Origin of the sequence: Paraburkholderia caballeronis (assembly GCF_900104845.1) — a bacterium.
GTDB classification, from domain to species: Bacteria; Pseudomonadota; Gammaproteobacteria; order Burkholderiales; family Burkholderiaceae; genus Paraburkholderia; species Paraburkholderia caballeronis.
Map to the genome: position 1 here is coordinate 1,257,151 of NZ_FNSR01000001.1, position 22,968 is coordinate 1,280,118.

Genomic DNA, 22,968 nt, shown 5'->3' on the forward strand with positions numbered 1-22,968 from the left:
GTTCGGCGTATCATCGGACGGCGGCGCGCAGCCGAGGTTCATCAAGGTTCATGCGCCGCGCGAGCCGGCCCGCTGCGGCGCAGCGGGTGAACGGGGAACAAGCCCAGAGAACAAGCCCGAAGGACGACGACCCGCATCATGATGCCCGAACGATGGACCCGTTTCGCCGTGACGATGCTGACGGCATGCGCCGCGATCCTGTCAGGCTGCACGACCTACGTGACAAGCCAGGTGACCGCGTTTTCGAACTGGACCGGCGGCAGCGACGCGACGCGCACCTATGCGTTCGCGCGCAGCCCCGCGCAGCAGAACAGCATCGAGCAGGCGACCTACGAGCAGCTCGTCGCCGACGGTCTCGCGACGCATGCGTTCCGGCTCGTCGCCGAGCCGCAGGCGCGTTATCTGATTGCGCTCGCGTACGGCTCGCGGATGGATCAGGTGAACGTGCCGCAGCCGGTTTTCTACAACGCGTGGGCGGGGCCGTACTGGGGGCCGTTTAATCCATGGGGGCCGTGGGGTCCGTTTCCGCCGACCTTCGTGAACCAGACGGTGCCGCTGTATTCGCACGTGCTCGGCATCCGGATCACCGAGCGCGCGAGCGGCCACGAGGTCTACAACGTGACCGCGCGCACGTCGGGCGACGAGCCGTCGCTCGTGCGCGCGATGCCGTATCTGGTGCGCAGCGCGCTCGCGGATTTCCCGCTCGCGAACGGCGTCGTGCGCACGGTGCGGCTGCCGTCGGGCAGCGGCGGCGGCGTGCCGAACGAAGTCGCGGTCGGGCAGGGCGCGCCGACCAACGCGACGCCGATGCCCGCGCCGGTCCCGCCACCCGCCCCCGCGAAATGACATCGCGCTGCGCGGCCGCCGGAGAAAGCGGCCGCGCAGCGGACCGCATCGTCGTCAGAAGCCGTTGCCGAACAGCGCGAACGCGCCGAGCACGACGAACAGCACCGCGGCGATCCCGTGCACGAGTTTCGTCGGCAGCTTGTGCGCGAAGCGGTCGCCGAGCAGGATCGCGGGCACGTTCGCGATCATCATCCCGAGCGTCGTGCCGGCGACTACCCCGAAGAAGTCATGGAAACGCGCGGCGAGCGCGACGGTCGCGATCTGCGTCTTGTCGCCCATCTCCGCGATGAAGAACGTGACGACCGTCGCGCCGAACACGCCGAGCCGCGAGCGGTTCACGTCCGCTTCGCCTTCGTCGAGCTTGTCGGGCACGAGGATCCACAGGCCCATCGCGACGAACGACGCAGCGAGCGCCCAGCGCATGATCGACGGCGTGATCAGCGAACCGAGCCATGCGCCGAGCGCGCCGGCGCCCGCGTGATTGATCAGCGTCGCGGCGAGCACGCCGAGAATGATCGGCAACGGCTTGCGATAACGGGCGGCGAGGACGAGCGAAAGCAGCTGGGTCTTGTCGCCCATTTCGGCGAGCGCGACCGCGCCGGCGGAGACCAGAAAGGCGTGTTCCACGTTTTGATGTTTCCTCGGGCCGAGATGAGTGCGAGCGACGACCCACGTTCCGCCGGGCCCTGTTACGGCGGTTCGTGGATCATCGGTCTCGCCAGGCCCAGAGGCTGCACCTGCCATGGCCGCGACGGCCAAGTCTGTTGACAGGTGCCCCCGCTACCGGTGCGCGGCCGCAAGGTTCGAGGAACCGTTGCGCGGCACGATGCGGGGCGGCTACTCCCCAATGAGGGGCGGATTATAACACGCGCTATTTCGCGCGCGACGCGGCGCGGATCATCCGCGCGGCACGCGGGAATCGAGGGAATCGCGATCGTCGCGGCCGTGCACGCGCTCGCCGGCCGCGTAGGTTTCGTACACCGCGCGGTCGTCGCCGAGCAGTGCGAACGCGAACAGCAGGTCTTCGAGCGATTCGACGTGCGCGGTGCGGCGCGCGAGCAGCGGCGTCGCGGCCGGGTCGAGCACGACGAAGTCCGCCTCGCTCGCGGGCGCGAGCGTGCCGATCCGGTCCGCGAGATCGAGCGCGGCGGCCGCGCCCGCGGTCGCGAGCCAGAACATCCGCGTCGCGCTCAGATGATGGCCGCCCATCCGCGCGACCTTGTGCGCTTCGTTCATCGTTTGCAGCATCGAGAACGACGTGCCGCCGCCGACGTCGGTCGCGAGCGACACCGGCATGCCGGACGCGGTCGCCTTGTCGAAATCGAACAGGCCGCTGCCGAGGAACAGGTTCGACGTCGGGCAGTGCGCGGCGAGCGCGCCGGTCTGCGCCATCCGCCGGCGGTCGTGGTCGTCGAGCCAGATGCAGTGGCCGTACACCGCGCGCCGGCGCAACAGCCCGTAGTGGTCGTACACGTCGAGATAACTGCGATGGCCGGGGAACAGGTCCGCGACCCACTTCACCTCGTCCGCGTTCTCCGCGACGTGGCTCTGGATGAACACGTCCGGATGTTTGCGCGCGAGCGCGCCGCAGGCTTCGAGCTGCGCTTCGGTCGAGGTCGGCGCGAAGCGCGGCGTCAGCGCGTACAACTGGCGGCCGCGGTTGTGCCAGCGTCCGATCAAGGCGGCGCTGTCGTCGTAGGCGGACTGCGCGGTGTCGCGCAGGAACTCGGGGCAGTGGCGGTCCATCAGCACCTTGCCCGCGACCATCCGCACGTTGCGCGCGTGGCTCGCCGCGAACAGCGCGTCCGCCGACTGCGGATGCACGGTGCAGTACACGAGCGCGGTCGTCGTCCCGCACGCGAGCAGTTCGTCGACGAAGAAGCGCGCGACGTCCTCCGCATGCGCGCGGTCCTCGAAGCGGCGCTCGGTCGGGAACGTGTACGTTTCGAGCCATGGCAGCAGCCCCGGCGCCGGCGACGCGATCATGTCGGTCTGCGGGAAGTGGATGTGCGTGTCGATGAAACCCGGCACGATCAGCTTGCCGCGCCGGTCGTGAACCGTCGCGTCGGCGCGCAGTTGCGCGGCGAGCGCGGACCACGCGCCGGCCGCGCTCACGCGGCCGTCCTCGACGATCACGACGCCGTCCTCGTGATGGACGGCCGCCTGCGGCGCGAGTCCGGGATCGCCGGCGAACGTCAGCAGGCTTGCGCGATAGGCCGATTGAGTCATGAGCGCGTCGTTTCCGAAAAACAGATCGTTGTTGTGGGTGCTGTTGCTGGATCTCCGCGCGCGCCGTGTCCGGCGCCGGCGCGGCGCGCGCGGCTGCGGACCTTCACGCGAAGCGGCAGCGCGTCAGCCCGCGTGCCAGTACGCGTCGAGTTTCGCGATCATCGCGGCGCGCTCGCCGGGCGTCACGAACGACGCCTCGAAGCCGTTGCGCACGATCGTGTAGACCTCGTCGTCGGCGAGCTTCAGCGCGTCGATCGTCGCGACGTAGTTGGCGTTCACGTAGCCGCCGAAGTAGGCGGGGTCGTCCGAGTTCACCGTCACCGCGACGCCTTCGTCGAGCAGCGCCTTCAGCGTGTGCTTCGTCAGGTCGTCGAACACGCACAGCTTCAGGTTCGACAGCGGGCAGACCGTCAGCGCGACCCGCGCGTCCGCGAGCCGCGCGACGAGCGCCGGGTCCTCGATGCTGCGCACGCCGTGATCGACGCGATCGACCTTCAGCAGATCGAGCGCCTCGTAGATATACGACGGCGGCCCTTCCTCGCCCGCGTGCGCGACGAGCTTCAGCCCTTTCGCGCGCGCCTTTTCGAACACGCGTTCGAACTTCGACGGCGGATGGCCGCGCTCGGACGAGTCGAGGCCGATGCCGATCATCCGCGGATAGCGGTCGAAGAGCGGCAGCGCGGCGTCGAACGTCGCGAGCGCGTCCGCTTCGGGCAGATGGCGCAGGAAGCACAGGATCAGCTTGCTGGTGAGGCCGCGCTGCTGGGCGTCGGCCAGCGCGCGGTCGATGCCCGCCACCGCCGTTTCGATCGACACGCCGCGTTCGGTGTGCGTCTGCGGGTCGAAGAAGATTTCGGCGTGCACGACGTTGTCCGCGAGCGCGCGTTCGCAGTACGCGGCCGTCATGTCGTAGAAATCCTGTTCGGCGAGCAGCACGCTCGCGCCCGCATAGTAGATGTCGAGGAACGACTGCAGGTCGGTGAACGCATACGCGGCGCGCAGCGCATCGACCGAGTCGTAGGCGAGCTTCACGCCGTTGCGCTGCGCGAGCCGGAAGATCAGCTCGGGTTCGAGCGAGCCTTCGATGTGGATGTGCAGTTCCGACTTCGGCGCGCCCGCGGCTTTTTGCGCGAGCGTCTGGGAGGGGGGCGTCGTGGGCGTCATGGCAGAAAGACTTCGAATACGGAGTGCTGGGGTTATCAAGAAAGGGTCACGCGGAATGGACGGCCGCATGGCGGTGCGCGGCGTGCGCCTCGATCGCCTGCAATAGCTGCGCGGCGGCCGAGATCGCGATCACTTCGGGCGTCTTGTCGACGATGCCTTCGACGCCGAGCGGGCACTTCATCCGCGCGACCTGCGACGGATCGATGCCGCGCGCGGCAAGCCGGTGCTCGAACTGCCTGCGCTTCGTGTGCGAGCCGATCATCCCGAAGAACACGTAGTCGCCGCGGCGCAGGATGCGTTCGGCGAGGTCGAGGTCGCGGGCGTGGTCGTGCGTCATCACGATGAAGCTCGTGCCGGGCGACGCGGCGTCGATCGCTTCGTCCGGCGCGTCGTTCGCGTCGATCTCGACGTTCGGCGCATTGAGCGCCGCGAACGCGTCCGGCGCGGGGAACGCGGCGTCGCGCTCGTCGACCCAGCGCACGCGGCACGGCAAGGTGCCGAGCACCCGCACGAGCGCCGCGCCGACGTGGCCCGCGCCGAACAGCACGACCGGGAAGTCGTTCGGCGCGATCGTTTCGGTCAGCCATGCGCCGCCGGGTTGTCCGGAAGGCGCTTGGTTCGCGGCGAACCCCGAGGGTAGTTCCTGCGGGGCTTCCCACAGCAGGCAGTCGGGCGCATCGACGCCCGGCTCCGGCTCGGTGAGCATCACCGCGTCCGCCGCGCCGCCGCGCGGGGACCCGAATGATACGCTACGCACCGTCGCCCTGCCGGCCGCAAGCCGCTTCGCGAGCGACGCGATCCAGCCGAGGTCGCCGACGTCGAGCCGCTCGAACGCGAGCACCACCGCGCCGCCGCAGCACTGGCCGAGGCTCGGGCCGAGCGCGAGGCGTTCGAGCCGGCGCGCGTGCGGCACGCGCATTCCGTCGCGCAGCACCTGGCGCGCGATCTCGATCGCCTTCCATTCGAGGTGTCCGCCGCCGATGGTATGGCGGGCGCTGTCGCGCGTGACGATCATCTTCGTGCCGGCCTCGCGCGGCGCCGAGCCTTCGGCGCGCGCGACCGTCACGAGCACCGCGGCGTCGCCGTGCGCGAGCAGTTGTTGCAGGTCGGGCAGCCAGGCGTGCATCCGGCGTTCTCCATGCGAAGGCGGCACGCGTTGCGTGTCGCCGGTTGATCGGCCGGCCTCGCGGCCGGGGCGGCGGTTCGTCTGTCGCGCGAAACGCGATGCCGTTCCAACAGGATAGCCGGGTCGGCGGGGCGGCGGCAGCGTGTCGATGACGGTCGAGAGCTTGCGCCGTCGCTGCTGTGCATCCGCGCGCGGCGCGGGGGCGATCCGGGTTCGGGTCAGCGGGTCTGCCGGGCGGCGCGATCGGTCGAACGGCGGTCCGGATGTCGGTCCGGCGTTGCCGGCCGGTCGCCGTTGCCGGCGCTCAGCGAGGTTCGACCCGCCTGGGCCGTTCGCGATCGCATCCGCGTGCGGCGGTCCGCATGGCGCATCGGCGCGCGATGCATGGCAGCCGCGCCGCGAACGACGGCGCGCCGGAAGAAGGCGGTAAAGCGGACGGAGAAACGGACGGTAAAGCGGACGGAAAAGCGGATGGGGTGCGTTGTCATGATGAGCCCGGCAGACATTGCGGATCGGGCGCGCGTTACGCATCGGGTCACGAGGGGGAGCCTCGGGCCTCGCGCACGTAGATCGCCATCCTGTTGCAGTTGCGAAGATAGCACTGGTCGCGGCCGGAAAGTATTCGGCGCGGATGATGCGGGTTATCAGCGGAAAGCGATGACCCGTGCGCGGCGTGGGCCGCGCGCGGGCAGCAGGGCAGCGGAAGGCGCCGTCCGGCGCGATGGGAGCGGCGTGTCAGTGGCGGATGCCGGGCCACGACACCTGGCGGCGGCGGTTGCGCCACAGGCTCAGCACGAGCGGCACGAAGATGCAGACGAACGCGATCAGCGTCCACGTCGGCAGCGACAGTCCGAAGACCGGCGGGTAGGTCGTCTCGCACAGCCCCTGCACCTTGAACACGCCAGGCAGCCAGCGCGCGGGCGGCAGCCCGTCCACGACCGGCTGCAACGCGTCGAAGCCGCAGCTGAAGCCCGGGTTCGCCTGCACGTACACAAGCCGCGCAGCGGCGATGATCCCGCCGAACGCGGACAATGCCGCGAGCGTCTCCAGCACGCGCACGCCGCGCCAGCTGTTCAGCCGCGCGCCGAGGAACGCGAAGACCGCGATCAGCAGGATGAAGTAGCGCTGGATGATGCACAGCGGGCAGGGATCCTGACGTTCGATGTACTGCATGTAGAGGGCGCCGGCGAGCAGCGCGACACAGATCAGGGCAAGCAGGACCAGCAGGCCGCGTTCGCGGCGCAACAGCGCGTTATCGTCGTTCATGTGGTTCCGTCAATCGGGTCCGGGGGACGCGGCCGCCGGACATCGCCGGCCGCATCGGTGTCCGCGATTCTAGCGCGAAGGCCGGCCGGGGCGCGGGGCGCGCCTTCGCGCGTTGCGCTTGCGCCCGGTTTGGGCGCGGGCGGCTGTGGAGGCGGCGGCGAAACAGGGCGGCGATGCGCGCCCGCTGCGGCGCTGCTTCGGCCCGGCGACCCCGCGCTCGACCGGGCGGTCGCATCGAAGCACGGCCCGCGAAGCCCGAAGCGTCATGCCGATGCCGCCGTCCCGCCGCTTACCGCAGCGGCGCGAGCACCGCCTCGACCGCGCGGCCGATCGACAGCAGCGCGTCGTCCGCGTGCGGCGCGGCCGCGAGCATCAGGCCGACCGGCGCGGCGTCGCGCGGATGGCACGGCAGCGACAGCGCGCACGCGTCGAGGAAGTTGAACGCGCCAGGATTGCGCAGCACCAGCGCGTTGGTGCGCGCGAACGCGTCGTCGTCCGCGACCAGCGGCGCGACGCGCGGCGGCGCGACCGGCACCGTCGGCGCGACGACCACGTCGAAGCGTTGCCACAGCGTCGCGCGCGCTTCGTCGAGCATCGCGGCGCGCGCTGCGAGCAGGTCGAGGTAATCGGCGGCGGTCGCCGGCTCGCCCTTCAGGATCCGCACGAGCACGCGCGGATCGTACGCGTCGCGGTGCTGCGCGAGCAGCGGGCGGTGCCACGCATACGCCTCGATCGGCGAGAAGCCGAAGCGGTTGATCTCCGCCAGCCGCTCGAACGGCGCGAAGCGCACCTCGTTGACCAGCGCGCCGGCCGCGTCCAGATGGCTCAACGCGGCGTCGAGCGCGTTCGCGACCGCGTCCTCGACGCCGTCGGTCACGTAGTTCGTCAGCACGCCGATCCGCACGCCTTCGAGGTGGCGCGCGGCCGGCGCCTGCGGCGCGAGCCCGGCGAGCAGGCGGTCCACCAGCGCGCAGCACGCGACCGACACGCCGATCGGCCCGAACGAGTCGAGCGTCGGCGACAGCGGCACGCCGCCTTCCTTCGGCACGCGCGCGGCGGTCGGCTTGAAGCCGGTCAGCCCGCACAGCGCGGCCGGAATCCGGATCGAGCCGCCGGTGTCGGTGCCGAGCGCGACGGCGGCCATGCCGTCCGCGACCGACGCCGCCGCGCCGGACGACGACCCGCCCGCGACCCGCTCGTCGCCCGCGACGCCGCGCCGGTACGGCGACAGCGGCGTGCCGTAATGCGGGTTCAGCCCGAGCCCGGAGAACGCGAATTCGCTCATGTTGGTGCGGCCGACCAGCACCGCGCCGGCACGCCTCAGCCTCGCGACCGCGGTTGCATCGGCCGTGGCCGGCGCGGCGTCCTTCAGCACGACCGAGCCGGCCCGCGTGACCTGGCCCGCGATGTCGAACAGATCCTTCACCGACACCGGAATGCCGGCGAGCGGCGACAGCACGGTGCCGGCCGCGCGCAGCCGGTCGTGCGCGTCGGCGCTCGCGCGCGCGTTCGCCGCGTCGACGTCGACGAACACGGTCGAGCCTTGGCCGGCCGGGTCCGCGATCCGTTCGAGCGCGGTTTCGACGAGCGCGCGGCTCGTGGTGCGGCCCGCGGCGAGATCGGCGGCGAGCTGGGCGAGGGGAGGGAACGGAGCGAATTCGGCGGTCATGGGCGATCGGTGCGTTGAGCGGGCGATGCGAAAAAAGGGCGGCCGGCGGCGGCGTCAAATGCCGCGTGCCGCCGGCCATGCGTATCCGCGCATTGTAGAGAGCGCTGGCGATTCGCGAAAACACCGCGAACCGACGCATCCATCGGGTAACATGCGACCTTGCATATTACTTTTTGTAAGGGAGCGGGCGTTCATGCATCACGGTATCGGCTTCATTCAGGACCTGGCAGTCGTGATGGCGTTCGCGGGCGTCGTGACGGTGCTGTTTCATCGCCTGAAGCAGCCGGTCGTGCTCGGCTACATCGCGGCCGGCGTGATCATCGGGCCGTACACGCCGCCGTTCCAGCTGATCCACGACGAGCAGACGATCCAGACCCTCGGCGAACTCGGCGTCGTGTTCCTGATGTTCTCGCTCGGCCTCGAATTCAGCCTGCGCAAGCTGTTCCGCGTCGGCGCGACCGCGATCGTCGCCGCGCTGTCCGAGATCGTGCTGATGCTGTGGATCGGCTTCGAGATCGGCCGCGCGTTCAACTGGAGCACGATGGATTCGCTGTTCCTCGGCGCGATCCTCGCGATCTCGTCGACGACCATCATCGTGAAGGCGCTGTCCGACCTCGGCCACAAGCGCGAGCCGTTCGCGCAGCTGGTGTTCGGCATTCTGATCGTCGAGGACATCCTCGCGATCGCGATGCTCGTGCTGCTGTCCGGCATCGCGCAGACGGGCGAGCTGTCGGCCGGCATCGCGATCGTCACGTTGTGCAAGCTGCTGCTGTTCATGCTGGTGTCGCTGCTCGCGGGCATCCTGATCGTGCCGCGCGTGATCGGCTACATCGCGCGGGTCGGCAGCGACGAGATGCTGCTCGTGTCGGTGCTCGGCTTCTGCTTCGGCTTCTGCCTGCTGGTCGTGAAGCTCGATTACTCGATCGCGCTCGGCGCGTTCCTGATCGGCGCGATCATGGCCGAGTCGCGCCACCTGCACCGGATCGAGCATCTGGTCGCGCCGCTGCGCGACGCGTTTTCCGCGATCTTCTTCGTGACGATCGGGCTGATGCTGAACCCGCTCGTGCTGGTCGACTACGCATGGCCGATCGCAGTAATCTCGATCGCGGTGATCGTCGGCAAGCTGGTGTCGTGCGGACTCGGCACGTTCCTCGCGGGGCGTGACGGACGCACCGCGATGCGGGTCGGCATGACCGTGTCGCAGATCGGCGAGTTCTCGTTCATCATCGCGTCGCTCGGACTCACGCTGAAGGTGACGAGCGGCTTCCTGTATCCGATCGCGGTCACCGTGTCCGCGATCACGACGCTGACGACGCCCTACCTGATCCGCATCGCGGACCCGCTGTCACAGCGGCTCGCGGCCGCGATGCCGCCGGCGGTCGCGAACGTGTTCGGGCTCTACGGCCAGTGGCTTCGCAGCCTGCTGCCGCAATCCGGCGGGCCGACGCTGTTCGGTCTCACGCAGCGGATCGTCGTGCAGATCGGCGTGAACCTCGCCTTGGTGTCCGCGATTTTCCTCGGCGTGTCGTACGGCGCGCGGTATGCGAGCCCGTTCCTCGCGGGCTGGATCACCGACGAGCAGATGCGCCGCGTCGTGCTGTGGAGCGCCGCGCTGCTGCTCGCGATGCCGTTCCTCGTCGCGGTCTGGCGCAAGACCCAGTCGCTCGCGCTGCTGCTCGCGGAGGTCAGCGTGCAGCCGGCGAAGTCGGGGCGGCTCACGAGCGCGATCCGCCATGCGATCGCGGAACTGGTGCCGATCGTGTCGATGGTCGGCGTGTTCCTGCTGGTCGCGGCGTTGTCCGGCGCGATCCTGCCGGCGACCGGGCTGCTGGTCGCGGTGCTGGTCTGCGCGGCCGTGCTCACGATGCTGCTGTGGCGCTGGTGCGTGCGGATTCACGCGACGATGCAGATCGCGCTGCGCGAGACGTTCGACGAGCGGCCCGATCAGTGAGGGCGGCGGGCGTCCTCGTCCGTCCGACCTGTGACCGAGTGTGAGGATTTGTGTGCGTGCTTGGCGCACGAACGGATGCGGGCGGATAATCGAACCCTGTTCATTCGTTCGCGCGCGCCGCGCGCCTGACACCCTCCGTCATGAGCGAAAACAAACCCGATAGCTCCGCGACTCCCGCTGACGCCGGTTCTTCCCGCGTCTCGTCCGATCCTCCGGCCGGCGCTTCGGCCGGTCCCTCTTCCTCCGCTTCAGGTTCCGCCAGTGCGGCCGCGAAAGCCGCCGCACCGGGAGCCGCGCCGTCGCAACGCGCGTCCACCGATGCGCCGACGAGCGCATCGACGGTGACGCCCGAGCGCACGGACGCACGCGAGACAGGTGAAGCGCCTGAATCCCAGGCCGCGCAGGCGCGCGTGCAGGCGGCGCAGGCCGTCGTGCAACAGGCGGTCGAGCAGGGCACCGCGACCGGAGCGGCTGCCGCCGCGACTCTTGCCGCCACGGATGCCGCGCCGGTTTCCGCCGCCGCCGGCGCGGCGGCTGTCGAACCCGCGGGCGCGAGCGATGCCGCCGATACGGCCGCCGCCGCCGCTGCCGACGCCGCAACAGCCGACCCAGGTGCCGCGCCCCGTGCCGGCGCCGCGCCGGCCGGCTTCGGCCAGGCGCCCGATTTCACCGCGCAGAATCCGCCGCCGCCCGGCGCGCTGCCGCCGAATCCGCCGCGTTATCTGCACGCGAGCGACTCCGCATGGTCGGTGCTCGGCCGGATCATCGCCGCGCGGATGCGGCAACTGTTCGATCGCGCGGGTCAGCGGATCACGCAGCGCACGCTGCGGATCGGCGTGTCCGCGCGGATCTTCCATCCGGAGCCGGGCGCGGTCGGGCTGCGCGGCAAGACGCTGCAATATCTGGAAGAGTCGATCGCGCACTGGGTGATGTCGCGCGACGTGGTCGTGTTCATGATTCCGACCGTCGGCCATCAAGGGATGCTGCACCCGAGCAACATCCGCCTGCGCGACTACGCGAAGCATCTCGACGGGCTGCTGTTGCAGGGCGGCGCGGACGTGTCGCCGCAGACGTATGAGGAAGTGGCCGCGCGTCCCGAATGGCCGGGCGACCGCGTGCGCGACATGTACGAACTGGAACTGCTGCACGAGTTCGTCGAATCCGGCAAGCCGGTGCTCGGCGTGTGCCGTGGTTGTCAACTGATCAACGTCGCGTTCGGCGGCACGCTGTACCAGGACATCGCAACCGACGTGCCGACCGCGAGTGTCCACGTGAGCGAGCATTACGACCAGCACCGCCACGCGATCCACTTCCCGGACGGCTCGACGTTCGCGAGCATGTTCCCTGGCCGGCGCGAGGCGATCGTCAATTCGATCCACCACCAGGCGGTGAAGACGCTCGGCCGCGACCTGAACATCGAGGCGGTGTCGGCCGGCGACGGGCTGATCGAGGCGGTGCGCCACCGGCGCTCGCCGTTCGTCGTCGGCGTGCAGTGGCACCCGGAGTTCCACCGCGCGGGCGGTCCCGAACTGCTCGACTGCACGCCGCTGCTCGACACGTTCCTGCGCGCGGCGCGCGAGACGCGCTTCTGATCGACCGCCGACGTCCGTTCAGCGCGGCGACGCGTCGAGCCGGAACACGTAGCGCAGCGCGGTGATGTCCGCGCCGCCCATGTGGTCCGGCTCGGCGCCCGAATATTCCCAGCCCTGGCGCTCGTAGAACGCGATCGCCGGCGCATTCCCTTCGAGCACGTACAGATACAGTTGCGTGTCGCCTTGCGCGCGCGCCCAGTCCTGCGCGGCGCGCATCAGTCGCTTGCCGACGCCGATGCCCTGATGCGCGGGCAGTGCGTGCAGGTTGTCGAGCAGCACGCCCCATGGCGAATCCGGCTGCTTTTCGACGCAGACGAACCCGACCGGCTCGCGCGTGTCGTCGCGCTGCGCGATCAGCACGAGCCGCCGTTCGCCGCCGGGCGCTTCCATCCGCGCGCGCCAGTACGCGGCCCGTTCGTCGACGACGTCGCGGTCGAGAAACGCCGCGGGCAACAGATGGCGATAGGTGGCTTGCCAACTGGCCGCGTGCATCGCGGCGATCAGCGGCGCGTCGGCGGCGGTGGCGGGGCGAAGGGACAGCGTGCAGGCAGTGATCATGCGGATGCGTGGTGCGACCGGATGGTGTAGCGTGACGGTGCGCACTGGACGGTCGGTCGTGATGGCGGTCGCGAAATCGTAAAGGGCGCGTCCCATGATTGTGCATTAAGCGCGCCGGATTGCGACCGCAATTGGTGTGCACTCGGTGTGCAGTCGGTCTGCAATCCGCCCGATAAACAGACCGGGTAAAAATTAATTTAATCGTAATTAAAAAGAAAGATATTCGAAAGAATCCGGCGGGGTGGACGCATCGAATACGCGCAATAAGCAGGATAAGGCCAGGGTATTACCCGGTTATCGGACTGTCGCATCGCCGATCATAATGAGCGCCCGTCCGGGCGCGTCCGGCGTCGCGGCGCGCGGCGCGGCTGTTCGCCGGCGGGTATTGTTCCACAGCGGTTCCACAGCGGCCCATTGCGGTCTCACCGTGCGTTTCGCGCGATGGCCGGGCCGCAGGCTCTCCAGAGAAAGTCATGTCAACTGCGTCCCACGCACCTGCTTCCAGTGAATCGAAAGTCCGGACTGTATTCCGCGTCGTCAGCGGCAACTTTCTGGAAATGTACGACTTCATGGTTTATGGCTATTACGCATCCGCGATTGCCAAGACCTATTTCCCCAGTGATAGCGCATTCGCGTCGCTGATGCTGTCGTTGTCCGTGTTCGGCGCGGGCTTCCTCGTGCGGCCGATCGGGGCGATCGTGCTCGGCGCGTACATCGACCACCACGGCCGCCGCAAGGGGCTGATCCTGACACTCGGCCTGATGGCGCTCGGCACGCTCGCGGTCGCGGTCGTCCCGGGTTACGCGACGATCGGCATGCTCGCGCCGCTGCTCGTGCTGTGCGGGCGGCTGTTGCAGGGCTTTTCCGCGGGCGTCGAACTCGGCGGCGTGTCGGTGTACCTGTCCGAGATCGCGACGAAGGGCAACAAGGGCTTCTACGTGTCGTGGCAGTCGGGCAGCCAGCAGGTCGCGGTCGTGTTCGCCGCATTGCTGGGCGTCGTGCTGAACCGGCTGCTGCCGGTCGAGCAGATGACGTCGTGGGGCTGGCGCGTGCCGTTCATCATCGGCTGCCTGATCGTGCCGTTCCTGTTTCTGATCCGCCGTTCGCTGCAGGAAACCGAGGAGTTCGCGAGCCGCAAGCATCGTCCGTCGATGGGCGAGATCGCGAAGTCGATGGTGCAGAACTGGGGCGTCGTGCTCGCGGGCATGGGCATGGTGCTGATGACGACGGTGTCGTTCTACCTGATCACCGCGTACACGCCGACGTTCGGCCGCGAAGTGCTGAAGCTCGACTCGGTCGACACGCTGGTCGTCACGCTGTGCATCGGCCTGTCGAACCTCGTGTGGCTGCCGCTGTGGGGCGCGATTTCCGACCGCATCGGCCGCCGTCCGGTGCTGATCGCGTTCACGGTGCTCGCGATCCTGACCGCGTATCCGTCGATGCAGTGGCTCGTATCGGATCCGTCGTTCGGCCGTCTGCTCGCCGTCGGCATGTGGCTGTCGTTCATCTACGGCAGCTACAACGGCGCGATGGTCGTCGCGCTGACCGAAGTGATGCCGCGCGACGTGCGCACCGCCGGTTTCTCGCTTGCGTACAGCCTCGCGACGACGATCGGCGGCTTCACGCCGGCGATCTCGACGCTGCTGATCCACGTGAGCGGCAACAAGGCGGCGCCGGGCGTGTGGATGGGCATCGCGGCGATCTGCGGTCTGATCGCGACGCTCGTGCTGTATCGCACGGCCGAAGCGCGCAACCAGTACAAGGCGGTGTGACGCGGGTCGCGCGTCGGTGACGAAACGCGGCGAATCCCGCCGCGGAAGAAGCAACGGCCTCGCAATGCGAGGCCGTTTTGTCTGGTGCCTGAGGTTGGGCGACGAAAAGAAGAGGGGGCGTTGTCACGCGTCGCGCAGCGCGCGCGCGACCGTCTCGACGACGTCGTCCCATGCGCCGGGGCGCGGCTGGCGCACGAGCCGCGCGCGCGGATACCACGGGCTGTCGCCGATGCCGGCGAACCAGCGCCAGTCGGCCGCGAACGGCAGCATCACCCATAACGGCACGTCGAGCGCGCCCGCGAGGTGGGCGATCGACGTATCGATCGACACGACCGCTTCGAGCCGCTCGATCACGGCGGCGGTGTCCGCGAAGTCCGCGACGCGGCCGCCGAGCCGGTGGATCGACTGCGCGCGCGGATGCGCGTCGAGCGCCGCCTGTTCCGCCGGATCGAGTTGCGGTTGCAGCACGATCCAGTCGATCCCGTCGAGCGCGAACAGCGGTTCGAGCGCGGCGAGCGGCAGCGTGCGGTTCTCCTGTTGCTGGATGCGCCCGGACCACGCGAGCCCGATCTTGCGCTTCGCGTGGCCGCCGAGCGAGCCGCGCCACTTGCGCCGGTACGCGGGCGGCGCGGCCAGATACGGCGTGCGCGCGGGCAGCGTGTCGAGCGTCGTGCCGAGCGCGAGCGGCAGGCTCAGCAGCGGGCATTGCAGATCGACGGCGGGCAGCGGCGCGCCCTGCGCGATCGTCGTCACGCGCCAGTCGGCAGCGGCGGGCGCGATCAGCGGCAGCAGCGACGGCTGCACTTCGAGCACGATGCGCGTGTTGTGCTGTCGCGCGACGAGCGGCACGAAGCGCACGAACTGCAACGTGTCGCCGAAACCCTGTTCCGCACGGACCAGCAGCGTGCGGCCGGCAAGCGGTTCGCCGTTCCAGCGCGGCGGTTGAGACGCGGCGGACGGCTGCGGCTCGATCGAAACGGCCGGCGCGCGATGCGCATCCGCATACATCCCGTGACGCAGCGTTTCGCGCACGGCCGGATCGAGCCGCCATTCGTATTCGGGCAGCCCGCGCCGGAAGTCGCCGAGCGTGAGCCACACGAGCGCGCGGTTCAGATGCGCGGCCGCGAGTTCGGGCCGCACGCGCAGCGCCTCGTCGAACGCGCGCACCGCGGCCTGGTGACGGCCGAGCGCGTGATGCGCGGTGCCGAGGCCGAGCCATGCAAGCGCGAACTTCGGATCGAAGCCGACCGCGCGCTCGAACTGGCCGACCGCCTCGTCGTGACGGCCGAGCGCGGCGAGTGCGCTGCCGAGCCCATACAGCGCGGGCGCGAACTGCGGCTGCAACGCGAGCGCGGCTTCGAACGCGGCGACGGCCGCCGCGTGATCGCCGGTCGCGTCGAGCGTGTTCGCGAGATTGAAGTGCGCGGCGACGAAACGCGGCTGCGCGTCGAGCGCCGCGCGGAATTCGGCGATCGCGCCCGTGCTGTCGCCGAGCGCGTTCAACGACATCCCGAGGTTGTTGCGCGCGCCCGCGTGGCTGGGACGCAGATGCAGCGTGTAGCGGAACGCGGCGACCGCTTCGTCGTAGCGGCCGAGCGCGTGCAGCGCGTTGCCGAGGTTGTTGTGCGACGACGCATCGCCCGGTTGCAGCCGCACCGCATGGCTGAACGACAGCGCCGCGTCCTCGTGCCGGCCGAGCGTCGTGTACGCGTTGCCGAGGTTGTAGTGCGCGAGCGCGAACGTCGGCGACAGCGTCAGCGCGTTGCGGAACCGCTCGATCGCGCCGTCGAGCTGGCCGAGCGCCTTCAGCGTGTTGCCGAGATTGAGTTGCAGCGCGGCGTCGTCGGGGCGCAGATCGACCGCGCGCCGCACGAGGTCCGCGGCCTCCGCGTGCTGCCCCTGCTGATGGCGCAGCACGCCGAGCATGTGCAGTGCATCGACGTGCACCGGATCGGCGGCGAGCGTCGCGCGGTAGCCGCGCTCGGCGTCGTCCAGCCGGCCGTCGCGATGGGCTGCGTACGCGCGGACAAAAACCTGTTCCATGAATGACGGGCAAAACGTGCGGAAATGCGAAGGCGGCATTTTCCCACACTCGGACTGCGCCACTCCGCCTTGACCGGGCGGCTGTTGCTCTTTAACATATGAACACCTGTTCATATGTTGATTGCGAATTCGTGACAATGACTCCCCTGCCCGAAGACGAGCGCGTCGTGCCGCTCGCCGATCTGTTCCGCCTGCTGGGCGATCCGACGCGGTTGCGGATCGTGCTCGCGTGCGTGTCCGCGCGCCATCCGGTCGGCGCGATCGCGGATGCGCTCGGGCTGTCGCCGTCGCTCGTCAGCCATCATCTGCGGCTCCTGCGCGCGGCGCGCATCGTGCGCGCGGAGCGCGCGGGCAAACAGGTGTTCTATGTCGCCGCCGACCAGCACATCAGCGCGATGCTCGCGGGGATGCTCGAACACGTGGCCGAGCCGGTCGCCGAACCGCCGCTGGGGGCATGATGACGCGCGACAGCCACGACGACGAAACGCTGCCGCGCGACGACGCGGGCGCATCGCGGCGCGAGCCGGCTCATGGCGGCGAGCCGCATGCGGCGCATCCGGCGCACGGCCACGATCATGCGCCGTGCGACGCGGGCCGCGCGCACGATCATCGCGATGAAGACGGCGAGCACGATCACAGCGGTCACGCCCACGGCGAACATGACCACAGCGGTCACGCCCACGGCGAACATGACCACAGCGGTCACGCCCATGACGAGCACGACCACACCGCTCACGCTCCCAACGGCCACGGCCACGCCGGCCACCATCATCATCATCATCACGCGCCCGCCGACGGCCACGGCCGCGCGTTCGCGATCGCCGTCGCGCTGAACGTCGTGATCGTCGTCACGCAGGGCATCTACGGCGTGATCGCGCAATCGACCGCGCTGCTCGCGGACGCCGGCCACAACCTGTCCGACGTGCTCGGCCTCCTGCTCGCGTGGGGCGCCGCGCGGCTCGTGACGCGCCGTCCGTCCGGCCGCTACACGTTCGGCTTCGGCAGCACCTCGATCCTCGCGGCGCTCGCGAACGCGGCGCTGCTGCTCGTCGCGTGCGGCGCGATCATCGCGGAGGCGGTGAACCGGCTGATCCATCCGCAGCCGGTCGCCGGTTTCGACGTGTTCGTCGTCGCGACGATCGGCATGGTCGTCAACGCGTTCTCCGCATGGCTCTTCATGCGCGGCCAGGAGCACGACCTGAACATCCGCGGCGCGTTCCTGCACATGGCCGCGGACGCGGGCGTGTCGGCCGCCGTCGCGATCAGCGGGCTCGTGATCCTCGGCACCGGCTGGACGTGGGTCGATCCGCTGATGAGCATCGCGGTCGTGCTGGTGATCCTGTACGGCACGTGGGGGCTGCTGCGCGAGTCGACGCGGCTCGCGCTCGCGGCGGTGCCGTCGAACGTCGACATGGGCGGCATCCGCGCGTTCCTCGCGGCGCAGCACGGCGTGACCGACGTGCACGACCTGCACGTGTGGGCGCTGTCCACGACCGGCAACGCGTTGAGCGTGCATCTCGTGATGCCGGCCGGCCATCCGGGCGACGCGGCGCTCGACCGCATCGTGAGCGCGCTGCGGATGCGCTTCAGCATGCAGCACGTGACGCTGCAGGTCGATCTCGGCACGAGCGAGCATCGCTGTTCGCTGGACGCGCCGCAGCCGTCGCGGCACTGACACGCGAACGGCGTGCCGCCTGTTTGGCGGCGTCACCGGCGGGCGTACACTACCGATCAAGTTGGCCGCATGGAGGTCTGCATGACCGAGGCAGGTTTCCCGTCGCCCGTGCTGATCGTCGGCGCCGGCCCCACCGGACTCGCCGCCGCGATGAGCCTTGCCCGAGCGCGCATCCCGGTGCGGCTCATCGATCGCTCGCCGCAGCCCGCGCGTCATTCGCGCGCGATCGGCATCCAGGCGCGCACGCTCGAACTGCTCGAACAGCATCGGATCGTCGAGCCGTTTCTCGAACTGGGGCATCGCGCGCACGCGGCCAATCTTTATTCGAACGGACAGCGCCGCGTCAGGCTGGACTTCGATCCGCTGCTCACGCGTTATCCGTATCTGCTGTTCATCGACCAGACGGTGACCGAACGGCTGCTCGCCGGCCATCTCGAAACGCTCGGCGTGCAGATCGAACGCAGCGTCGAACTGCTCGAATTCGCGCAGGGTTCGGCGGGCGTCACCGCGCAGTTGCGGCTCGCGGACGGACGCATCGAGACGTTGCGCACGCCATACCTGATCGCGGCGGACGGCGCGCACAGCACGGTGCGCCACCAGCTCGACATGAAGTTCGACGGCGACACGCTCGAACAGTCGTTCCTGCTCGCGGACATCGACGCGACGACGCCGTGGCCCGACGACGAGTTCCACGTGTTCGCATCCGGCGACGGTCTCGCCGCGCTGTTTCCGTTCGGCAAGGGGCGCTTCCGGCTGATCGCGGATCACAAGGCAATGGTGCCGCAGGCGCCCGAAGGCGCGACGCCGCTGCCGACGCTCGACGAATGCCGCGAGATCGTGCAGCGGCGCGTGCATCATCCGGTGTTGCTGTCGGACATGACGTGGTCGTCGTATTTCCGGATCAACAGCCGGATGGTGCGGCAGCTTCGCGCGGAGCGGGTGTTCTTCGCGGGCGACGCCGCGCACGTGCATAGCCCGGCCGGCGCGCAGGGGATGAACACGGGCATCCAGGAGGCGTTCAATCTCGGCTGGAAGCTCGCGCGCGTGATGACCGGAGGCGCGCCGGACCGGCTGCTCGACACGTATCACGCGGAGCGTTATCCGATCGAGCGGATCGTGCTGCGGCAGACCAGCTTCATGACGCAACTGGTCGAGGCCGATCATGGGCCGATGAAGCTGCTGCGCGAACGCGTGATGCCGGTCCTCGTCGCGCTCGGGCCGCTGCGCGACGCGGCGCGCCAGGCGGTGAGCGAACTGTCGATCCAGTACCGGCGCAGCCCGCTCACGCTGGAGCGCGTGCTGGACGGCGGGCCGCGCGCGGGGGAGCGCGCGCCGGATGCGCTGGTGCACGTGGTCGACGGTCCGCTCGGCAAGGCGCCGGGCAAGGGCAGGGTATTCGACCTGCACGATCCGGCGAGCTTCTCGCTGTTTCTGCTGGTCGATCCCGAAGCCGCGCGCGACGCCGACGAAACGGAACCGCAAGCCGCGCCCGTGGACGACGATCTCGCGCGCTTTGCGCAGGCGGTCGAGCAGCGGCTGCCGCAGGCACTGCGGGTCTGGCGGATCAGCGACTTGCCGGACGGCGATGCGCCGCCTCCGGGCGGCGGCGCGCCGCAGTCGCTCAGCGAAGCGTATGGGCGCGCGCGGCCGGCGTTTTATCTGGTGCGGCCCGACGGCTACCTCTGCGCGCGCGGGCGGCCCGCGTCGGACCTGAACGCGCTGCTGCGCCACTGCGAGACGTGGTTCGCGGCGAGCGCGTCCGCGCAGCCGGCGCCGCGCTGAACGGCGGCGGACAGCACGCGGTCGATACGCATGAAAAACAAAGCCGCCGCTCGCCTGTGACGGCGAAACGGCGGCTCGTAGCAGCGGGCGGAGAGCGCGGGACCGCGATGCGTCAGGCGGTCTCGGCCGGCGTCAGCGCGTCGCGATGCCGTTTCAGCGATGTCTCGACGATCTCGCTGATACCGGCGTCGTGCGCCGCGCCGCTGTCGAGCGCCGCGAGCAGCGCGCGCCGCATCCGCGGCTCCCAGAAGCGGTGGATGTGATCGGCGATGCCGTTCAACGCCTCTTCGCGATCCGGCAGCGATTCGAAGAACGTGCCGATCCGGTTCGCCATCTCGATCAGGTTGTGCGGATTCATCGCGTCATTTCCCCGAAGTCGTGTCCGCCGTCGCGCGCTGGCGCAGCAGTTCGAGCTGCTGCGCGTTGAAGCGCGAGTATTCCTGCTGCCATTCGGACGGCTGCTGCACGTGGTTGACCTCGACTGCCGTCACCTTGTACTCCGGACAGTTGGTCGCCCAGTCCGACGACTCGGTCGTGATGACGTTCGCGCCGGACTCCGGGAAGTGGAACGTCGTGTACACGACGCCCGGCTGCATCCGCGTGCTGACCTTCGCGCGCAGCACCGTATGCCCGGCGCGCGACTCGATGCCGACCCAGTCGCCGTCGCGGATGCCGCGATCGTCGGCATCGACCGGATGGATCTCCAGCCGGTCCTCTTCGTGCCAGCGCGAGTTCTCGGTGCGCCGCGTCTGCGCGCCGACGTTGTACTGCGACAGGATGCGCCCGGTCGTCAGCAGCAGCGGGAAGCGCCGCGTCACCTTTTCCGGCGACGCGATGAACTTCGTGATGACGAACTTGCCCTTGCCGCGCACGAACGCGTCGATGTGCATGATCGGCGTGCCGTCCGGCGCGTGCTCGTTGCACGGCCACTGGATGCTGCCGAGTTCGTCGAGCCGCTTGTACGACACGCCATGGAACGTCGGCGTCAGCGCGGCGATCTCGTCCATGATCCCGGACGGATGCGCGTAGTCCATCTCGTAGCCGAGCGCGCGCGCGAGCAGGATCGTCGCTTCCCAGTCCGCGTACCCGGCGAGCGGCGGCATCACCTTGCGCACGCGCGAGATGCGGCGCTCCGCGTTGGTGAACGTGCCGTCCTTTTCGAGGAACGACGAGCCCGGCAGGAACACGTGCGCGTACTTCGCGGTTTCGTTCAGGAAGATGTCCTGCACGACGATGCATTCCATCGACGACAGCGCGGCCGCGACGTGCTGCGTGTTCGGGTCCGACTGCACGATGTCCTCGCCCTGGCAGTAGAGGCCCATGAACGTGCCGTCGAGCGCCGCTTCGAACATGTTCGGAATCCGCAGCCCCGGCTCGGGTTGCAGCGTGACGTTCCATGCGTCCTCGAACAGCGCGCGCACCGTCGAGTCGCCGACGTGGCGATAACCGGGCAACTCGTGCGGGAACGAGCCCATGTCGCACGAGCCCTGCACGTTGTTCTGGCCGCGCAGCGGGTTCACGCCGACGCCTTCGCGGCCGATGTTGCCGGTCGCCATCGCGAGGTTCGCGATGCCCATCACGGTCGTCGAGCCCTGCGCGTGTTCGGTCACGCCGAGGCCGTAGTAGATCGCCGCGTTGCCGCCGGTCGCATAGAGCCGCGCCGCCGCGCGCACTTCGTCGGCCGGCACGCCGGTGATCCCGGCCATCGCTTCCGGCGAGTTCTCCGGCAGCGCGACGAACTCGCGCCACTGCTCGAACGCGCGCGTTTCGCAGCGTTCGGCGATGAACGCTTCGGCGAGCAGCCCTTCGGTGACGATCACGTGCGCGAGCGACGTGACGATCGCGACGTTCGTGCCCGGACGCAGTTGCAGGTGATGCGACGCCTTCACGTGCGGCGTGTCGACGATGTCGATGCGGCGCGGGTCGATCACGATCAGCTTCGCGCCGTGGCGCACGCGGCGCTTCAGCCGCGAGCCGAACACCGGGTGGCCGTCGGTCGGGTTCGCGCCGATCACCATGATGACGTCCGAGTGATCGATCGACGCGAAGGTCTGCGTGCCGGCCGACTCGCCGAGCGTCGTCTTCAGGCCGTAGCCGGTCGGCGAGTGGCACACGCGCGCGCAGGTGTCGACGTTGTTGTTGCCGAACGCGGCGCGCACCAGCTTCTGCACGAGATAGGTTTCCTCGTTCGTGCAGCGCGACGACGTGATGCCGCCGATCGAGTCGCGGCCGTGTTTCGCCTGGATGCGGCGGAATTCGGACGCGGCGTATTCGATCGCTTCTTCCCAACTGACCTCGCGCCACGGATCGGTGATCTTCGCGCGGATCATCGGCTTCGTGATGCGGTCCTTGTGCGTCGCGTAACCCCACGCGAAGCGGCCCTTCACGCATGCGTGGCCTTCGTTCGCCTGGCCGTTCTTGAACGGCACCATGCGCACCACCTGGTTGCCCTTCATCTCGGCCTTGAACGAGCAGCCGACGCCGCAGTACGCGCAGGTCGTCACGACCGAATGCTCGGACTGGCCGAGCATCACGACGCTCTTTTCCTGCAGCGTCGCGGTCGGGCATGCGGCGACGCACGCGCCGCACGACACGCATTCGGAATCCATGAACGCCTCGCCCGCGCCGGCCGCGACGCGCGATTCGAAGCCGCGTCCGGCGATGGTCAGCGCGAACGTGCCCTGGGTTTCCTCGCATGCGCGCACGCAGCGGTTGCAGACGATGCACTTCGACGGGTCGTACGTGAAGTACGGGTTCGACTCGTCCTTTTGGTTCTTCAGGTGGTTCGCGCCGTCGAAGCCGTAGCGCACTTCGCGCAGCCCGGTGACGCCCGCCATGTCCTGCAGTTCGCAGTCGCCGTTCGCCGGGCAGGTCAGGCAGTCGAGCGGGTGATCGGAGATGTACAGCTCCATCACGTTGCGGCGCAGCTTCTGCAGACGGTCGGTCTGCGTGCGCACCTTCATGCCCGCTTCGACCGGCGTCGTGCACGACGCCGGATAACCGCGCCGGCCCTCGATCTCGACGAGGCACAACCGGCACGAGCCGAACGGTTCGAGCGAGTCGGTCGCGCACAGCTTCGGCACGTGCACGCCGGCCTCGGCCGACGCGCGCATCACCGACGTGCCGGCCGGCACCGTGACCGACTGGCCGTCGATTTCGAGCGTCACGTCGGTATCGGAATGACGGAACGGGGTGCCGTAATCGGTGTCGTCGAACGGCGAGCGCGCCTTCGACATGCAGCTACAGTTGCCGGAGCCGCAGCCGCCGGCTTTGGAAATGATCGCATCGGACATGA

At 69.3% G+C, this 22,968-nt stretch carries 18 protein-coding genes and 1 riboswitch; of the genes, 7 read left to right on the forward strand and 11 right to left on the reverse strand.

Translation table 11 applies throughout. The features are described 5' to 3' along the window. Positions 1 to 138: 138 nt before the first annotated feature. Positions 139 to 846 (forward strand): DUF4136 domain-containing protein, encoded by a 708-nt coding sequence (locus BLV92_RS05600; protein ID WP_090542997.1) that lies wholly within the window; start codon positions 139 to 141, stop codon positions 844 to 846. A 54-nt stretch (positions 847 to 900) separates the two neighbouring features. Here the strand turns inward: BLV92_RS05600 and BLV92_RS05605 are convergent, their stop codons facing one another. The 7 genes from BLV92_RS05605 to BLV92_RS05630 form a co-directional block, all read right to left on the reverse strand. Next, entirely contained in the window at positions 901 to 1,473 is a 573-nt protein-coding gene (locus BLV92_RS05605) for a TMEM165/GDT1 family protein (protein ID WP_090546849.1), read from the reverse strand. Between the two features lie 56 nt (positions 1,474 to 1,529). Beyond that, positions 1,530 to 1,704: riboswitch (yybP-ykoY riboswitch) on the reverse strand. A gap of 39 nt (positions 1,705 to 1,743) precedes the next feature. Next, on the reverse strand, positions 1,744 to 3,075 hold the full coding sequence (gene guaD / locus BLV92_RS05610) for a guanine deaminase (protein WP_090542999.1): 1,332 nt from the start codon (positions 3,073 to 3,075) through the stop codon (positions 1,744 to 1,746). Positions 3,076 to 3,198: 123 nt separating this feature from the next. Next, positions 3,199 to 4,239, reverse strand: coding sequence for an adenosine deaminase (locus BLV92_RS05615; protein ID WP_090543001.1), 1,041 nt, complete (start codon positions 4,237 to 4,239; stop codon positions 3,199 to 3,201). A 46-nt stretch (positions 4,240 to 4,285) separates the two neighbouring features. Further along, positions 4,286 to 5,365 (reverse strand): xanthine dehydrogenase accessory protein XdhC, encoded by a 1,080-nt coding sequence (gene xdhC, locus BLV92_RS05620; protein ID WP_090543003.1) that lies wholly within the window; start codon positions 5,363 to 5,365, stop codon positions 4,286 to 4,288. 218 nt (positions 5,366 to 5,583) lie between these two features. Then, positions 5,584 to 5,871 (reverse strand): hypothetical protein, encoded by a 288-nt coding sequence (locus BLV92_RS31400; protein WP_143040648.1) that lies wholly within the window; start codon positions 5,869 to 5,871, stop codon positions 5,584 to 5,586. A gap of 229 nt (positions 5,872 to 6,100) precedes the next feature. Next, positions 6,101 to 6,631, reverse strand: coding sequence for a disulfide bond formation protein B (locus BLV92_RS05625; protein ID WP_090543005.1), 531 nt, complete (start codon positions 6,629 to 6,631; stop codon positions 6,101 to 6,103). A 289-nt stretch (positions 6,632 to 6,920) separates the two neighbouring features. Beyond that, positions 6,921 to 8,300 carry an amidase gene (locus tag BLV92_RS05630; RefSeq protein WP_090543008.1) on the reverse strand — a complete coding sequence of 460 codons (1,380 nt, stop codon included), beginning with the start codon at positions 8,298 to 8,300 and terminating at the stop codon, positions 6,921 to 6,923. A 193-nt stretch (positions 8,301 to 8,493) separates the two neighbouring features. On the opposite strand from BLV92_RS05630, the gene BLV92_RS05635 reads away from it, so the two are divergent. Next, a complete protein-coding gene (locus BLV92_RS05635; protein ID WP_090543010.1) occupies positions 8,494 to 10,251 on the forward strand; it encodes a cation:proton antiporter in 1,758 nt (585 codons plus the stop codon). 140 nt (positions 10,252 to 10,391) lie between these two features. Next, a complete protein-coding gene (locus BLV92_RS05640; RefSeq protein ID WP_090543012.1) occupies positions 10,392 to 11,843 on the forward strand; it encodes a gamma-glutamyl-gamma-aminobutyrate hydrolase family protein in 1,452 nt (483 codons plus the stop codon). Positions 11,844 to 11,861: 18 nt separating this feature from the next. On the opposite strand, the gene BLV92_RS05645 is transcribed toward BLV92_RS05640, so the two are convergent. After that, on the reverse strand, positions 11,862 to 12,401 hold the full coding sequence (locus tag BLV92_RS05645) for a GNAT family N-acetyltransferase (RefSeq protein ID WP_090546851.1): 540 nt from the start codon (positions 12,399 to 12,401) through the stop codon (positions 11,862 to 11,864). A gap of 473 nt (positions 12,402 to 12,874) precedes the next feature. Here BLV92_RS05645 and tcuC point away from each other — a divergent pair, with 473 nt between their 5' ends. Further along, complete coding sequence (tcuC, locus tag BLV92_RS05650; protein ID WP_090543014.1) at positions 12,875 to 14,173, forward strand: MFS transporter; 1,299 nt, start codon at positions 12,875 to 12,877, stop codon at positions 14,171 to 14,173. A gap of 123 nt (positions 14,174 to 14,296) precedes the next feature. Here the strand turns inward: tcuC and BLV92_RS05655 are convergent, their stop codons facing one another. Continuing rightward, positions 14,297 to 16,216, reverse strand: a complete 1,920-nt coding sequence (locus BLV92_RS05655; protein WP_090543016.1) for a tetratricopeptide repeat protein — start codon at positions 16,214 to 16,216, stop codon at positions 14,297 to 14,299. A gap of 137 nt (positions 16,217 to 16,353) precedes the next feature. On the opposite strand from BLV92_RS05655, the gene BLV92_RS05660 reads away from it, so the two are divergent. The 3 genes from BLV92_RS05660 (at position 16,354) to BLV92_RS05670 (ending at position 19,673) form a co-directional block, all read left to right on the forward strand. Further along, positions 16,354 to 16,674, forward strand: coding sequence for an ArsR/SmtB family transcription factor (locus tag BLV92_RS05660; protein WP_090543018.1), 321 nt, complete (start codon positions 16,354 to 16,356; stop codon positions 16,672 to 16,674). Next, positions 16,671 to 17,891: a cation diffusion facilitator family transporter gene (locus BLV92_RS05665; RefSeq protein WP_244283750.1), complete on the forward strand. Its 1,221-nt coding sequence runs from the start codon at positions 16,671 to 16,673 to the stop codon at positions 17,889 to 17,891. Before BLV92_RS05660 ends, BLV92_RS05665 begins: the two co-directional genes overlap by 4 nt. An 81-nt stretch (positions 17,892 to 17,972) precedes the next feature. Continuing rightward, positions 17,973 to 19,673, forward strand: coding sequence for an FAD-dependent monooxygenase (locus tag BLV92_RS05670; protein WP_090546854.1), 1,701 nt, complete (start codon positions 17,973 to 17,975; stop codon positions 19,671 to 19,673). Positions 19,674 to 19,785: 112 nt separating this feature from the next. On the opposite strand, the gene BLV92_RS05675 is transcribed toward BLV92_RS05670, so the two are convergent. Then, on the reverse strand, positions 19,786 to 20,031 hold the full coding sequence (locus tag BLV92_RS05675) for a formate dehydrogenase subunit delta (protein ID WP_090543020.1): 246 nt from the start codon (positions 20,029 to 20,031) through the stop codon (positions 19,786 to 19,788). A 4-nt stretch (positions 20,032 to 20,035) separates the two neighbouring features. Continuing rightward, positions 20,036 to 22,966, reverse strand: a complete 2,931-nt coding sequence (gene fdhF, locus BLV92_RS05680; protein ID WP_090543022.1) for a formate dehydrogenase subunit alpha — start codon at positions 22,964 to 22,966, stop codon at positions 20,036 to 20,038. Positions 22,967 to 22,968 lie beyond the last annotated feature (2 nt).